This is a genomic window from Proteus sp. G4415 (assembly GCF_963896075.1).
Taxonomy (GTDB): Bacteria; Pseudomonadota; Gammaproteobacteria; order Enterobacterales; family Enterobacteriaceae; genus Proteus; species Proteus mirabilis.
This window is the reverse complement of sequence record NZ_CAWQOK010000010.1, coordinates 51,750-66,573: the sequence shown is the minus strand read 5'-3', so window position 1 is coordinate 66,573 and position 14,824 is coordinate 51,750. Positions and strand designations below refer to the sequence as shown.

Below are 14,824 nucleotides of genomic sequence, written 5' to 3'. Positions count from 1 at the left end.
TTTATAAGATGGGTAGTCTTATATAAGGTTATCCATCTTGGATGAATTTATATATTTATCTGTGGATATTATATAAATATAATAATTTAAAAGGTATAGTCCGTTTAGACTATACCTTTAGTGTTATTTTATCGAGCAATTAATGCAAATACCCCCCAGCCTAAGTATTCTCGTGTAAAACTAACATGACGTTTAGGGGCTATGGTCAATTCTGTTCGAATTTCTTGAGCAAAATCATCGGCACTATTTTTGTCAAGCCAACGGCGCATAGTCATCCATTTAGCAGCTTCATATCTATCCCAACCCTCTTGATCTGCCAGTACCATTTCGACTAGATCGTATCCTTGATTGTCGAAAGAGACAACAAGCTCAGATAAAGTTAAAAAATCTGATATGGATGAAGCACCACAAGCTTGTGCTATCTCTTGTGTTGTTGGAATTTGCCGCCAATATGGTTCTCCGATAAGAATAAGCCCACCTGTTTTAATACTTTTTGCGAGTAGCTCGATAGTTTCAATTACACCACCAGCAATCCAAGTTGCTCCTATGCATGCTGCTATATCACATTTTTTATCACTAATATAATCTGAGGCATCATGATGGATAAAATGCACTCGATGGCTGACGCCTAACTCTTCTGCTCTAGATTTTGCTTGTAGAGTAAACAGCGGGCTTATATCGATGCCAATACCTGTAATATTGTAATCGTGAGCCCAAGTACATAGCATTTCACCAGAGCCACTTCCGAGATCAAGAATTTGCCAGTTTTCTTTCATTCGTAATACTCGACCTAAGGTGGCATATTTCTCTGGTGTGAAAGGGTTATGAATACGATGCTCACTTTCGCTAATAGTGAAAATACGAGGAATATCCATTTTAATTTCCTTTAATTGTTATAAAAGAGAGTGTGGACATTATTAAACCTAGTAATATTATTGATATAATATTACTATCTAACTGATTTAATTTGCTTTTTAATTTTTTTAGAAAGGTAAGCTTATACGTTAGGACATCTAGATTTTGGCAATAATCTTTAATAAGAGTGATACAACTAGCTATAGCGCCAATAAACGTAAATTGGGTAGAAATAAGTAAAGAATAGTATTTTTGATGTGATGGATCCATACTAGAAAACCTGTTTAATCATCATATGCAATATAAGCAAACATATTGTGGTGCTTGCATGAGAATACAGCGCATTGAAACCAGCTATTCGCCCTAAAAGGTCGAAATAGTGGTTATTAGATGATTACATTTTCCAGCATCAAAGCCTCAGATAGGAATTAAAGGTTGTTTACACTAGGACATTTTCATCGATTTTTTAGATTTGTAAATGCGTAAGTCTGTAAAGTGTGAGCCGGATGATAGTTTTATTTTGGTTGAGCCATCTATTTACAATATATCAAAGTAAAAGATAGTGAACAGGGGAACCCCGGACCTTGGCCGACGCTTATCTTGCAGACCAAACTATTTCATGTGGTGTTTTATCAGGTGTATCGTAAAACCTTGTCCTCAGTGAAGAGAGTAGTGCAGAAGCTATGTTTAATAAGAATACAAAATAACTGGTTATAAAAACAGTACTTGCTTGTGTTGTGTCCGTGATTATCTTATTATTTCTAAATCGTGGGTGACTTATTACTTACCATACTAAATTTTATCAATACCTAGGGTATACAGGTATTAAACTTATTATTTTGATAATGTGTATCTATATAGGAGGATGAGTGAAAGGCAAAAGAGTTGTTATTGTTCATGGCTATACTGCATCTCCCAAGGATAATTGGTTTCCATGGTTGAAAGAAGAGCTTGGATCATTAGGATATGATGTCAGTATACCTATGATGCCTGAGCCTAATCATCCTAACCCTAATGAGTGGCAACAAAAACTTGCCGATGAAAACATAATACTTGATAAAGATACTATTCTTATTGGGCATAGTCTGGGATGTATAACTTTATTACGTTTTCTTTCTGAACAGGCTTGTGAAGATATAACAATAGGCGGGTATATTTTAGTCGCTGGTTTTAATAGTGAACAAAAAACTTTACCTGAGTTGAACTCTCATATTTATAATAACCTGAATTATAGTAAGTTAATTAAAATATCGGATAAAAGGGTATCATTAATATCATCCAATGATTGGATTGTGAGTCCTGATTCATCCAAAAAATTAGCTAGTCAATTACAAACTCAAATTGTTATTGAAGAAGATGCGGGACATTTTCTTGATAAAGAAGGCTATATTAAATTGCCAGTCATGCTTGATATTTTTAAATATATGCTGAATCAATATAAGCTATAAATACAATATCAGAATATTCGTCAATTGGTTTTTATCAGTCATTTAAATAAAAGAAAGAAAAGTCGCCTTTACCTTTATAAAAGGCGACTGTTTACTCAGCGTGTGGTGTTATTTAATGGCTTTTCTGTGAAACTAAAAGCCCAATCCCTGCACTAGCTAATAAACTTGAGCACATACGATTGAACACTTTTTTAGCATGTGGTTTTTTTAGCAACTTTTTCATGTGTAAGCCTAACCAAGCGTAGAGCATTATTGCAATAAACTCGAGTAACAAGAATAAAGAACCAAGTATTAGAAACTGGGAACTAGCCGGTAATTGTGGGCTAACGAATTGCGGAAGAAAGGCCGTAAAGATAAGTATTGCCTTTGGATTTCCTGCTGCAATAAAAAACTCTTGCCTTGCTAATAAGGTTATTACTCGTAATTAAGATGAAGCACTTGGAATGGTTGCACAGCATTTAGGTATGTTGAAAAAATAGAATTAACTGGTGCCGATGGTGAACCAATTCAAGCAACTGGGATTGGCCTAGGGCACCTAAGTTTTGAATAACTAATGAAGTTGAGGAGTAAAGATAGAAATTAAATGGGCAGCATTATTAAAAGCTCCGTTCCTGATGAAGTTATATCAGTAACACCTGCTTTTTTAGCTTCTTCACGTAAATTTGTAGAGGCCCAATTACCGCAGAAAATGAAAATTGGAGTTTGAATTTTAAGATCTCTTATTTTTTTGTAAGAGTTATGCTAGCTCGATCGTCTTCGGGTCTCCCCATATCTGATATTATAACATCAAAGTTATTGCTTTTTATTTTTTCAATGGCATCACTTGTTGAAAGTGAAGTATCTACATCTATATGATTTATTTTTAGTGTTTCAATCAAATAGCTATTATTTGAAGGGTTATCATCAACCCATAAGACCTTTTTTTTCATTGGAATATTAGGCAGTGAAATTTTTTCTGAATTAGGATGTAATGTGTGTATTTTCTTTCCCATTTCAACAAGTTTAGATTGTAGATCTAGAATAATGTGACCTTGTTGTATTGAATTTTCTTTCAAATTTAGTTCAAATCCTGAAATTTTTATATTTAACTTGCCATCAAAGAAAGTATCTATTAGCTTTAATAGATGCTTTCTAAAATAAAAAATTAAAAAACATACAATCAATGGCCATAATAAAGAAGATATTACCACATTCCCGTTTTCTGGCCATGACGCAAGCATTACGCGATTTATATCAGAAGAAAAAAGGTAGTTTCTTTACAACTAAAAGATGATAGAGATTACCTCGCCTATACAGGCGAGGCTTATAACTATTATTAAATATTCTTTTGGAGTTCTTTACGGGTTGCTGTGGCAATAAATCCGCTACGACTCCCATATTCAGGATTTGTTTTTACGATAGTATCGATGCGACTCAATAATCGATGTGGCAATGTGATATTAATACGCTCTGCTCGTCCGTCGTATTTATCCATATCAACATCAACTAAAAGCCATATTCCATTATTGTAATCACCACTAGAATTAATTAAATGCTCTTGTTGAGATTTTGGAGAGGGGATATCTAAACCCTTCTCGCTTAACAATTCAAAATGGGCATCAATAGCGCTCCTCGCATCTGCGTGAGCTTCTTCAATACTGTCCCCCGCAAAGATGCAACCATCAATATCAGGGAACCAGCCACTTGCGCTACCATCTTCATCAATTTCAATAAAGGCTGGATATAACATAATTTCATCTCCATAAAGAGCGCGCCCTATATGAGCGCATTCTTAATTAATTTTTCAGTTTGGCACTTTTAATAATTTGATTTAATGTTCCTTTTTTTAAATCTTTTCTTGGATGCGGTACTGTTACAACAAAAGAAAAATCAGGGTGAGTAAATTGATGATGACTTCCTTTTATTCTATCAAGTATCCATCCGTTTTTTTCTAACAACTTAATCAGTTCCGAACTTTTCAAACTCCCTCCATTCCGTCAACTGATATACACACTATACACACTAAGACGTAGGCAATCAAATATTTTGTGTGTATGGTGTGTATTTTATTATCTATAATAAAAGATTTGCCATGTAGCCGTTTAAAAGAAAAAATTGCAGAGCAGATTTCACCGCCACAGAGGTCAGCATTCACAACTGACTTATATCCTGCGCTGGCGCGAGAACAAGGCTTTGATGGGATTGATTTACCCCAGCCCACAATTGCAGGTGTTGCGATGGATAGCATTGATAGCTATGTGCCCTCATTTAAAGGGGAACAAGTTTACGGTGTGCCAGAGTCACAGGCCTCATGGTATGCCTCACAAATGTTTATCGGCAACAATATGTGTGCGGTTATCGCTAAACACTGGCTGGTGGATAAAGCCTGTAATATGCCCGCGCGTGATGCGATACGTCAGGGTTACGATATTGATTGTGATAACGACGATGATCGTGCTATCAGTAAAAAGCATCGCAAACGAGATAAAAATACCGCATTACACATCAGCTTAAAGAGCAGGTTCACTTTGGGCATGTATACGGTGATCGTTTAGCATTATTCGTTGTGGAGACATCAAATCCGAAAGAGTGGTATGAAAACCCGTTTAATATCGATGGTGTGACCAAAGGCATGTACAAGGGGATTAAACAGATTGATCCACAATGGGTAACACCTGATTTAACGGACGCCAATGTTCAAGATCCTGCCAGCATGGATTTCTACGAACCAACCTATTATGTGATTGGTGGGCGCAAGTATCACAAATCTCACTTTATTAAGTTTGTACCGTTTCCTGTGCCGAATGTCTTGAAACCAATGTACAACTACTTTGGTGTTTCTATTCCTGAGCGCATTTATGAGTGACACACTATGCAACGGCTGGAAGTAGTTACACAAAAGCGGAAAGTGACGGGCGTTATCAAGGTTAGGGAAATTATCAACTAGCGGGCAATTATGCGCTAGTAGGTGCTTCGTATACTAAGGCTGAGTCTGACGGTAAATATCAGCCTAAAGGGAATTATGTCCCAGTAGGCAGTAGTTATACTAAAAATGAATCTGATAATCGATATAAAAAACTAGGTAATTTAAAACAGTTTAAAAAAACTGCGTCAACAGTTAATGCAGATAAAACAATAGTTAAATTCGAATCAAATATGATTGGTAAACAGCTTTTTGCTACTGCTAGCGATAATAGAGCATATCCTGTCACTGTGTTACCACCTCCTTATCAATCTCTCATTTTATGGTATGGTGGCAATCAGCTCTGGGGGACAACAGTCACTACTCTAGTGACGGTAAAACATTAACAATACACCATCCGGGTTATACTGGGCCTACCGATATGTATGTCTTGGAATAAAATAGAATGACTTAAAATTTTTATCATACGGACACCGATAGAGTGTCCGTTATTGAGAATTATAAATTAAGTAATTTACTTTTTTGTTCTTGGAACTCTTCTTCTGTCAGTACGCCACTTTCTTTTAGTTTTCCTAATTTTTCTAATTTTGATAGCAAGTCATCACCACTGTTATTTGAAGATTGCGATGAAGAGTTATTTTTTTTAGATAGGATAATATCAACTAGTGGTTGTACTGAGTTTTTTTGTAGTGTACCAATTTCATAAATAGTACCAGGAGTATTTATTTTTATTTTACCTCCTGTCAATCCGGAAGATGAGTCAATAGAAGTAATTGCATCATAGTTTACTGAAGATAAATCAACTTTTTTATGGAAAATCCCACTTTTTTTATGCAGAAAAATAATTCGTTTATTTGTAGGTATGATCAACCAAATATTAGATTTTACGATTCCGCTATTAACACATAAAACTGTTTCATCATTATTTAATAATTCAGGTAATCTAGTAAATATATCAAAAACACCCATTGTTGATTTATAACTTGTTAATGCTGTAAGTCGATTAAACTCTTCTTTTAATTGTTTTTTATCGCATTGTTTTAAGTCCATTATAATCTCTCTTTTTATCTAAACACTAAAGAAAATTTAATAGAAATAGATACTAACAAACTCCTAAGTAACAAGCGAGAAAGATGGTTTTAAATTACTCAAACTACATAAGTTTTTTATGTTTTTTGATGTTAGTACCATATTTTTATGATTGAAATACCTCCCCAACTTCTCAAACAAATCCCTCGCCACAGCCTCCGTCATATACGTCCTCATCGGTTCCTTACGAACATTCTTCATTTCAAACGTATTCTTATCAAACCTTGGATCAGAAAAGAAAATATCCATAAACAGATAGCCACGAGGGTTATCTGCAGATAAGCGAGCCTCTTCTAATTGAGCAATATATTCAGCGTTATTGATTTCAAGCTTAATCATAGCATCACCTATTTAACTGTGTTTTTATACAGTAATTTATATAAGGTAACGAATAGAATAGCAAGGAGAAAAGGGCAATTTTATGAGCTAAAGAAAGGGAGATTTTGAGAGATGATCTGTCGTCGTTTTACCAGAGTTTTACCAGTGGTAAATCCCAGACATAAAAAAACCAACCGTAAGTGGTTGGTTTTCTTAAATAAAAATGGTCGGCATGATAGGATTTGAACCTACGACCCCTGACACCCCATGACAGTGCGCTACCAGGCTGCGCTACATGCCGATTGTGCTTAGTATATTACTGTTTTTTACTGCTAAAGCAACCCCTTAGATACTTAACTGCTGTATTTTTATTCATTATAGTGACGTCAGTTGTTATTAACTTTTTACTTATAGTCTTTTTTTAATACTAACGCTCAATAAATCGTTTTTGCTCAGCCAGTACTTGCAATAATAGGCGTAAATCAGGTTTGGCGGATTGGATCTCTTTGCCTGATTTATCAAACAAAGCATATCTGCCATGTTTATCTATCATTAACGTATTATCTTGTAAAAAGACCACTAGAGTTTCATTATCACCAGTAAAAATCCAAGGGTGATTACGCGTATTAGCAAATAGATCTTCGCCTTGAGAATAGTTATCTGCAGGGCTAATAACACCTAATACATGTTGCATTAGCGTTGTCATTATATCTTGGTGGCTGGTTAGTTTATCTAGTTTTTGTGGTGTAACATTAGGCCAATGTATTACCAGTGGAACCTGCGATTGGCTTAAGTTAAAAGTGTCTTTGTTAACAAGCCATTGGCTATCTTGTTTATCATTGTTCTGATGATAATTTGACGTTACGACCACAACGGTATTATCAAGTATGTTGCTTTCTTTTAAAGTAGTAAAAATGGTCTCTAATTGACTATTTAACTGTGCTTGAGAAGCTGATGTATGCTTATCACCGTTGATTTGTAAGAAAGAGAACCAAGGTGTGCTTTGTTTATTTTTTAACAACCATGAACGCCAACTATTAATCGTTGTGTCGTTATCCTCACTACGTGAAGTAGGTAGTGAGTAATCAGCCAGCACCGCTTGTGTAAATAATGGCGATTTAAATCCGTTAGTTGAAAATAGTGCTAATTGATAGTGACGATAATTTAAAGCGTCAAAGAGCGCTGAGTTTTTGCGGCTACTTAACACACTATCCAAGTAAGACGGTGAAATGCCATAAAATAATCCAAACAGCGCCGTTTCGTTATTTATGCCTGCTGAATAGTGCTGAGAGAAAGAGAGGTTATTATCAGCAAATTGTTGCAAGCTCGGTAGTTTGGCAATGTCTTCATTACCTAATCCATCAACCACAATCATAAGTAAGTTATATGAGCTTTCATCTTTAGAATAATCAAGAGGTGCAAGCGGGTAGGTGATACTTTGAGCCGCAGGATTACCCTCGCTCATTAAACGCTGCTCATACTCAGATTGATTAATAAAACCATGCCGTTCAAGGAATTTACGTGCAGTCATTGGGTAAGACAGTGGTAAGTTTGCACGTTGCATAGTAATAGGGCGATAAAAATTAGCATCTGCCCAAATAGACATAGAGTGGGATAAAATAAAGCAACTAATAAATACACAGGCTAATGGTTTTCCCCATCGCTGGCGGTTTAAGCTGCGCAGCTTTTGCCAACTCCATGTAGCAAATAGCATTTCGATAAGAAAGATAATGGGGATGCCAATAAAGATAAGTTGCCATTCTCGCGCCATTTCACCTTCATCTGGATTGATAACCAAATCCCAAACCAACTGGGTCAAATGAAGTTGAAATTGCTGGTAAACAGCTATATCAAAAATAAGTAATGTCAATCCTGCGCTAGCTAAGGCGCAGGATATCACCCTAAGTAATCGTTGCGAAACTACCACAAAGGTCAACGGAAAAAGAATAAGGATATAAATAGCAAACACGATAAAACTAAAATGGCCCATCCAACTGACAATAGCGTAAAGACGACCTGCAAAGGTACTTGGCCAATCAGCAATAAACAGGTAACGGCTTCCAAGCAAAAGACTTAGAATAATATTAAACAGCGCAAACCAGTGACCCCAACTGATCATTTGGGATACTTTTTCACGATAGGACTGATTTCTCGTTACCATGTCTATAAATATTTCTGTGTTTATTAGTGAATATTGCCTTCATCAATTGAAGCACGTAAAGCGTGAACAAAAGAGTCTGCAATCAGCATTCGTTGAGCAGGGGCAATACTTGTATTGATTAAGTTTGTCACCATGTTCCCCAACACCATCAAAGAAAGATCTGTAGGAGTATGATGTTTTTCAAGAACGCTGACAAGTTCTGCAAGTAATTGCTCAACTTGTTCATCACTATAACGGGATTTTTGTGGCATAAAATCTGAATTCCTACTAAATGGATAAAACGCTATATGTTACCGCAAGGCGTGTTATTTTTCTGCTATTAAATTAATTATTTTGCGGTTATACCCCTTGATAGTAAAAGTAGGGGATGTTTGAATACGCGCACAAAAAGAATCGGGATAAAGGAGGGCGCCCATGAGTCTAGATATTAACCAGTTAGTCTTGCACCAACTTATTAAGCGTGATGAGCAGACATTAGAAGTGGTACTTCGTGATTCACTCTTAGACATTGAGCCGGTTGTTCAAGAGATGGTCGAAGAGTTACATCGTGTTTATAGTGCAAAAAGTAAAGCCTATGGTTTATTTAATGAAGAGAGCGAATTAGCTCAAGCATTACGTTTACAACGTCAAGGTGAAGAAGAATTTTTAGGTTTTTCTCGTGCAGCGACGGTTAGACTTAAAGATGAGTTAGCGAAATACCCTTTTGCTGAAGGGGGAACGGTTCTTTTTTGTCATTATCGTTATCTCGCGGTGGAATATTTATTAATCGCTGTATTGAATAGCTGTAATAGCATGTGGGTCAATGACAGTCTTGATGTATCTTCAACACGCTATTTAGATATTCCTCATGCAGATATTATCGCTCGTATTGATTTAACTGAATGGGAAACTTCACCCGATTCTTTACGTTATTTAACCTTCTTAAAAGGGCGTGTAGGACGTAAAGTTTCAGATTTCTTTATGGACTTTTTAGGGGCGCAAGAAGGTTTAAATACTAAAGTACAAAATAAAGGCTTATTACAAGCGGTTGATGACTTTTGTGAAGCATCAGACATGAATAAACAAGAGCGCCAAACTTGTCGTGAACAAGTCTACAGCTATTGTAATGAGCAATTGCAATCGGGTGAAGAGATTGCATTAACTGAACTTGCACAAGAGTTACCGCCATTAGGTGATCAAAACTTTGCACAGTTTACAGAAGAAAAAGGGTATGAATTAGCGGAAACTTTTCCCGCAGATCGCAGTACATTACGCCAATTAATGAAGTATTCAGGAAGTGGTGGGGGGTTAACGGTTAATTTTGATGCGAAACTGTTGGGAGAAAGAATTTTTTGGGATCCTGCTACCGATACACTGACGATAAAAGGAACTCCACCTAATTTACGCGACCAGTTACAGCGTAGAGTCTCAGAAAAATAGGCAATAGATAGAAACAAATAACGCCACATTAAGTGGCGTTACATGCTCGGCGTCCCGAAAAATAAAGCTCGAAGGTTGGCTTATTAAGCGCGCAGGAAGTCAATATGAGTAATTTTTGGCTTATACTCGTGACGTTGCACTGCTTTAACTTTAACTTTAGTTGCTTTACCATCGATAACGAGGTTAACGAAATCAGCGTAGAACTCAGATTTGTGTTCTTGGTTGATAACTTCGTTGTGATCTAAATCGATAGCGATTGGCTCTTCATTTCCGCCATAAACGATAGCTGGAAAACGGTTAGCCACACGCAGGCGGCGGCTCGCACCCTTACCCTGCTCTTTACGTACTGTTGCATTAATAGTTAACATCTTTTTTCTCTTATGAAAAAGAAAATACATACTTGTTACAGGCGACCCAGCAACAAGCTCGAGATTTGGTTTATCTAAAAACAGATAAAGCGGGGCGCATTTTAACGAAAAAGCACTCTAACAGCAAATATAAATCGACTTTAATATAAGGTATCTGCTTTACGAAAGCGTCCATGATAGTCAAATAACTTATTACGAATTTGCCAAAAGCCATCTTTTTTATTTTTTTGTGCCACAATAAAGTCAGGATAACGTAATAAATCAAACTGATTAATAATATCTTGAGCGTTATGCCATACAAAAGGAACGCCAGGGGCGCGCTGGTGTTCGCGTAAAAACTTGAGTTCAAATACTTTACGTTGGGCAGGCGTTTTTAAACGAAATCGTTCTGAAACAGAAGTACCTTCTTCATCATAATAGTTGATTTTAAGCCACTCACCTTTTTCATCTTGACCACTGAGTAATTGCATTCCTCCACAGCGAAGGATAAGGGCGCCTTTTAGCTTTAAAGCAGCTTTGAGCATATCATCAGGATCAACTAGGATTTCATTACAGTGCACACAACGCCGTGCGGCGATATCATTTTCTTCATTACAGTGTGGGCATAATTTAAAACGAAAGCGATAATCACACTGTTTTTTTTGTCCTTGCTCATCAAGCTCCCAACCTTGGCAACGTCGCCCATAGTGCTCAATAATATCGCCATCTGCATCAACTATGCCCCAGAAAGTGTTAGCGAATTGACAGAGAGGACAAAACACTTGTACCGGTTTGCTATTTGGATTGGGCTTTTTACTACCCACTTCAGGAAGATAAAGGTCGTGAGGGTTACCTGCATAATCTAAGATTAAACATTCTGTTTTTCCTGCAAATAACCTTAATCCTCGTCCTACTATCTGTTGATATAAACTGACGGACTCCGTTGGACGTAAAATAGCAATTAAATCAACATGGGGCGCATCAAAGCCTGTGGTTAATACAGCAACATTAACCATATAACGTAGCTGTTGCTGTTTAAACTGTGAAATTAATGCGTCACGCTCAGAAGAGGGGGTCTCAGCACTGACTAACGCGGCTTGTCCTTGGGGTAATAATGTGAAGATTTCTGTCGCATGTTCGACTGTTGCCGCAAATATCATCACACCACGGCGTTGTTCACCGTATTCAATTATCTGTGACACAATATGGGGTGTAATACGCTGTTGTTTTTTTACTTCGCGATTGAGATCTTCTTGATTAAAAATACCATTTTGGCTAGTTCTAACTTGGCTAAAGTCATATTGCAAAATAGGCATATCTAAACGTGTTGGTGGGACTAAGAAATGGTGACTTATCATGTAGCGTAAAGGCAATTCATAAATACAGTCACGAAAAAAACAATTGTCATCCCCTTTTACCATACCGTGATAGTGATATTGGTAAATCCAACCAGTCGGTAAACGATAAGGAGTAGCAGTTAATCCTAAGATGCGTAATTGGGGGTTAATGGTTTGAAGTTGTTTGATCACTTGTTGGTATTGGCTATCTTCAGACAGACTAATACGGTGACATTCATCAATAATTAATAGAGAAAAAGCATGCTCAAACTGCGATAAGTTACGTGCTACCGATTGCACACTGCCGAAAACAACTTTGCCTCGACTCTTTTTTTGCTGTAATCCGGCGGCATAAATATCCGCAGATAGACCATAGGCTTCATATTTGCTATGGTTCTGCTCTACTAATTCCTTTACATGTGCTAGAACTAATACCCGCCCACGTGCTCTTTTAGCAAGTTCGGCAATGACTAAGCTTTTTCCAGCACCGGTAGGTAATACAATAAGTGCTGGTGTTTTATGTTGGCGAAAATAAGTGATTGTCGCGTTAACCGCGTCAAGCTGATAAGGTCTGAGTGTAAAAGCCATAACCATACATCAAAAGCAAAAACAGAGCACCAGCGTAGCACTTTTTAGCGGTGAGTGCGAACAGAAAGACTGTAATTAAATACAGTGAAAGGCTAAATGATTTAAGGGTAAATTAATTAGTTGTTTTATTGTTAATATTCATTTTTAATAGATGCCTCATATCAGATGGTACTCTTCCATTTTTCAGAGAAATTCATGCGATTAGATAAATTTTTATCCCAGCAATTGGGGATTAGCCGTAATTTAGTAGCTCGTGAACTTAGAGCGGGGCTTGTGACTATAGATGGTGAAATGGTAAAAACAGGTGCGACTAAAATCACACCTGAACAAGAAGTTGCTTATGATGGCAATGTGTTGACACAAATTTTAGGCCCGCGTTATTTTATGTTGAACAAACCTATTGGTTATGTGTGTTCAACGGATGATCCTGTTAACCCCACCATTCTTTATTTTATTGATGAGCCACTAGCACATAAATTACATGCTGCGGGGCGTTTAGATATAGATACTACAGGGTTAGTGTTATTAACCGATAATGGTCAATGGTCTCATCGTATAACGGCACCTAAACATCACTGTGAAAAAACGTATGTCGTAACGTTGGAACAGCCTATTGCTATGGATGTCGCTGAGAAATTTAAAACAGGTGTCCAGTTAAATGGCGAAAAAGAATTGACTAAGCCTGCGACATTGGAAGTAATAACACCGACTGAGGTAAAACTGACCATCAGTGAAGGGAAGTACCATCAAGTTAAACGTATGTTTGCTGCGGTGGGTAATCATGTTGTCGCGTTACATCGAGAGCGTATCGGTGATATCACATTAGATGATGCTTTAGCGCCAGGAGAATACCGACCGCTAACAGAAGAAGAAATCAATAGCATTCATCTACCTAAATAATAATTATATTTTGTCGTTTTTTGGAGTTTAACTGCGTGCAAGAGCAACGTCCGTCGTACTTTAGCCTCATTTTAATATTGGGGCTTATTTCCATGCTTATGCCACTGGCTATCGATATGTATCTGCCAAGTTTACCTACTATAGCACGAGATTTTGGCGTGCCTGGTGGCCAAGTTCAGATGACATTAAGTAGCTATATCTTTGGTTTTGCTATTGGACAAATGGTCTATGGGCCGATGGCAGATAGTCTAGGGCGTAAACCGGTTATTCTAGGTGGTGTGATTGTTTTTGCATTAGCATCGAGCGCTTGTGCACTATCTGACTCGATCGATATGCTAATTGGTATGCGTTTTCTACATGGATTTGCTGCCGCCGCTGCAAGTGTTGTCATTAATGCTTTAATGCGGGATATGTTTTCAAGAGATGAGTTCTCAAGAAGCATGTCATTTGTTGCATTAGTCATGACGATTGCTCCATTATTAGCGCCATTATTTGGTGCTTGGGTGATGAACTGGTTCTCATGGCATGCTATTTTTTGGAGTATTGCTATTGCGGCGATCATTGCTGCTGCATTAATTGCGCTCTATATACCGGAAACTTTGCCCAAACAGCACCGCCAACGCTTTAGCCTACGAGTGACATTTAGTCAATTTATTAGCTTATTTAGAGCACGTCGAGTACTTTGCTATATTCTGGCATCGGGATTTTCTTTTGCAGGGATGTTTTCATTTTTAAGTGCAGGGCCTTTTGTTTATATCGAACTACATGGTATTCCATTCGACCAATTTGGCTTGTACTTTGGTTTTAATATTATTTTCTTGATTGTCATGACCAGTATCAATGGGCGCTATGTGCGCCGATTTGGTGCACTGAATATGTTACGTTTTGGGTTAACTGTGCAGTTTTTAATGGGCATATTCTTAATATTGGTGGTTGCCCTTAATTTACATTTTTACTTCCTTGTTGTGGGAGTGGCTATGTATGTTGGTGGGATAGCCATGATAACCTCAAATGCGATGGCCGTTATTCTTGAAGACTATCCACATATGGCGGGTACGGTATCTTCTTTAGCCGGTACTATCCGTTTTGGTGTGGGGGCTTTAGTTGGAACCGCTATTGCAATGTTACCCGCTAAAACTGAGTGGCCGATGGTGAGTTCGATGGCATTTTGTGTTATCTGTGCCATGAGTTTCTTGTTACTTGCTCGTCGTTATAAATAAGAATATCACGCTATAAATACACTATATTTATAGCGTTTTCCTTTCTATTTATCTTTAAAATGTCATTATCACCATGTTTTTCACTAAACATTTCTCTAAATTCTCTCCCTTCAATGTAACTTATTTGATTTGCATCAACACTTAATGTTGTGTTTTTGTTAAATTAACTAGGGTTTATTTTAATAATCATCTATTATTGTTTTAGTAATATGAAATATCATGATAAAAATTGATAGATTG

Annotated in this window: 14 protein-coding genes, 1 tRNA gene and 2 pseudogenes; 5 read left to right on the top strand and 12 right to left on the bottom strand. The window is 37.1% G+C overall.

The genetic code is table 11. The annotated features are described in order from the left end of the window. Positions 1-128: 128 nt before the first annotated feature. Positions 129-875, bottom strand: a pseudogene (locus AACU95_RS01080) (SAM-dependent methyltransferase); the annotation flags it as partial. An 849-nt stretch (positions 876-1,724) separates the two neighbouring features. Between AACU95_RS01080 and AACU95_RS01075 the strand changes: the two are divergent. Then, on the top strand, positions 1,725-2,303 hold the full coding sequence (locus AACU95_RS01075; RefSeq protein ID WP_004247030.1) for an RBBP9/YdeN family alpha/beta hydrolase: 579 nt from the start codon (positions 1,725-1,727) through the stop codon (positions 2,301-2,303). A gap of 112 nt (positions 2,304-2,415) precedes the next feature. Here AACU95_RS01075 and AACU95_RS01070 read toward each other — a convergent pair whose 3' ends face one another. The 4 genes from AACU95_RS01070 to AACU95_RS01055 all read right to left on the bottom strand — a co-directional run bounded on the left by AACU95_RS01070 (position 2,416) and on the right by AACU95_RS01055 (position 4,264). Continuing rightward, entirely contained in the window at positions 2,416-2,688 is a 273-nt protein-coding gene (locus AACU95_RS01070; protein WP_223232027.1) for a LysE family translocator, read from the bottom strand. Positions 2,689-3,022: 334 nt separating this feature from the next. Then, positions 3,023-3,523 carry a response regulator gene (locus AACU95_RS01065; RefSeq protein WP_041707083.1) on the bottom strand — a complete coding sequence of 167 codons (501 nt, stop codon included), beginning with the start codon at positions 3,521-3,523 and terminating at the stop codon, positions 3,023-3,025. A gap of 95 nt (positions 3,524-3,618) precedes the next feature. Then, positions 3,619-4,032, bottom strand: a complete 414-nt coding sequence (locus AACU95_RS01060) for a type II toxin-antitoxin system HicB family antitoxin (protein WP_004247034.1) — start codon at positions 4,030-4,032, stop codon at positions 3,619-3,621. 46 nt (positions 4,033-4,078) lie between these two features. After that, positions 4,079-4,264 carry a type II toxin-antitoxin system HicA family toxin gene (locus AACU95_RS01055; protein WP_004247035.1) on the bottom strand — a complete coding sequence of 62 codons (186 nt, stop codon included), beginning with the start codon at positions 4,262-4,264 and terminating at the stop codon, positions 4,079-4,081. A gap of 72 nt (positions 4,265-4,336) precedes the next feature. On the opposite strand from AACU95_RS01055, the pseudogene AACU95_RS17900 reads away from it, so the two are divergent. Next, positions 4,337-5,145 (top strand): annotated as a pseudogene (locus AACU95_RS17900) (anti-CBASS protein Acb1 family protein); the annotation flags it as partial. A gap of 558 nt (positions 5,146-5,703) precedes the next feature. Here AACU95_RS17900 and AACU95_RS01035 read toward each other — a convergent pair. The 5 genes from AACU95_RS01035 to AACU95_RS01015 all read right to left on the bottom strand — a co-directional run bounded on the left by AACU95_RS01035 (position 5,704) and on the right by AACU95_RS01015 (position 9,024). Next, positions 5,704-6,255, bottom strand: coding sequence for a PH domain-containing protein (locus AACU95_RS01035; protein ID WP_017628396.1), 552 nt, complete (start codon positions 6,253-6,255; stop codon positions 5,704-5,706). Between the two features lie 63 nt (positions 6,256-6,318). Further along, positions 6,319-6,633, bottom strand: coding sequence for a hypothetical protein (locus AACU95_RS01030; RefSeq protein ID WP_017628395.1), 315 nt, complete (start codon positions 6,631-6,633; stop codon positions 6,319-6,321). 203 nt (positions 6,634-6,836) lie between these two features. After that, positions 6,837-6,913, bottom strand: a tRNA-Pro gene (locus tag AACU95_RS01025). Between the two features lie 126 nt (positions 6,914-7,039). Then, positions 7,040-8,773: an LPS biosynthesis-modulating metalloenzyme YejM gene (gene yejM / locus AACU95_RS01020; RefSeq protein ID WP_004247798.1), complete on the bottom strand. Its 1,734-nt coding sequence runs from the start codon at positions 8,771-8,773 to the stop codon at positions 7,040-7,042. A gap of 23 nt (positions 8,774-8,796) precedes the next feature. Then, positions 8,797-9,024 carry a YejL family protein gene (locus AACU95_RS01015; RefSeq protein ID WP_004247042.1) on the bottom strand — a complete coding sequence of 76 codons (228 nt, stop codon included), beginning with the start codon at positions 9,022-9,024 and terminating at the stop codon, positions 8,797-8,799. Positions 9,025-9,187: 163 nt separating this feature from the next. Here AACU95_RS01015 and yejK point away from each other — a divergent pair, with 163 nt between their 5' ends. Next, the gene (gene yejK, locus AACU95_RS01010) at positions 9,188-10,192 is read left to right on the top strand and encodes a nucleoid-associated protein YejK (protein WP_004247043.1); all 1,005 of its coding nucleotides are present in this window, start codon (positions 9,188-9,190) and stop codon (positions 10,190-10,192) included. Between the two features lie 83 nt (positions 10,193-10,275). Here the strand turns inward: yejK and rplY are convergent, their stop codons facing one another. Then, complete coding sequence (gene rplY, locus AACU95_RS01005) at positions 10,276-10,560, bottom strand: 50S ribosomal protein L25 (protein ID WP_004247799.1); 285 nt, start codon at positions 10,558-10,560, stop codon at positions 10,276-10,278. Positions 10,561-10,700: 140 nt separating this feature from the next. Further along, entirely contained in the window at positions 10,701-12,464 is a 1,764-nt protein-coding gene (locus tag AACU95_RS01000) for a DEAD/DEAH box helicase (protein WP_087741161.1), read from the bottom strand. Between the two features lie 195 nt (positions 12,465-12,659). Between AACU95_RS01000 and rsuA the strand changes: the two genes are divergently transcribed. Next, on the top strand, positions 12,660-13,364 hold the full coding sequence (gene rsuA / locus AACU95_RS00995; RefSeq protein ID WP_087740811.1) for a 16S rRNA pseudouridine(516) synthase RsuA: 705 nt from the start codon (positions 12,660-12,662) through the stop codon (positions 13,362-13,364). 35 nt (positions 13,365-13,399) lie between these two features. Beyond that, the gene (locus AACU95_RS00990) at positions 13,400-14,584 is read left to right on the top strand and encodes a Bcr/CflA family multidrug efflux MFS transporter (protein ID WP_087740810.1); all 1,185 of its coding nucleotides are present in this window, start codon (positions 13,400-13,402) and stop codon (positions 14,582-14,584) included. The last annotated feature ends 240 nt before the right edge of the window (positions 14,585-14,824 follow it).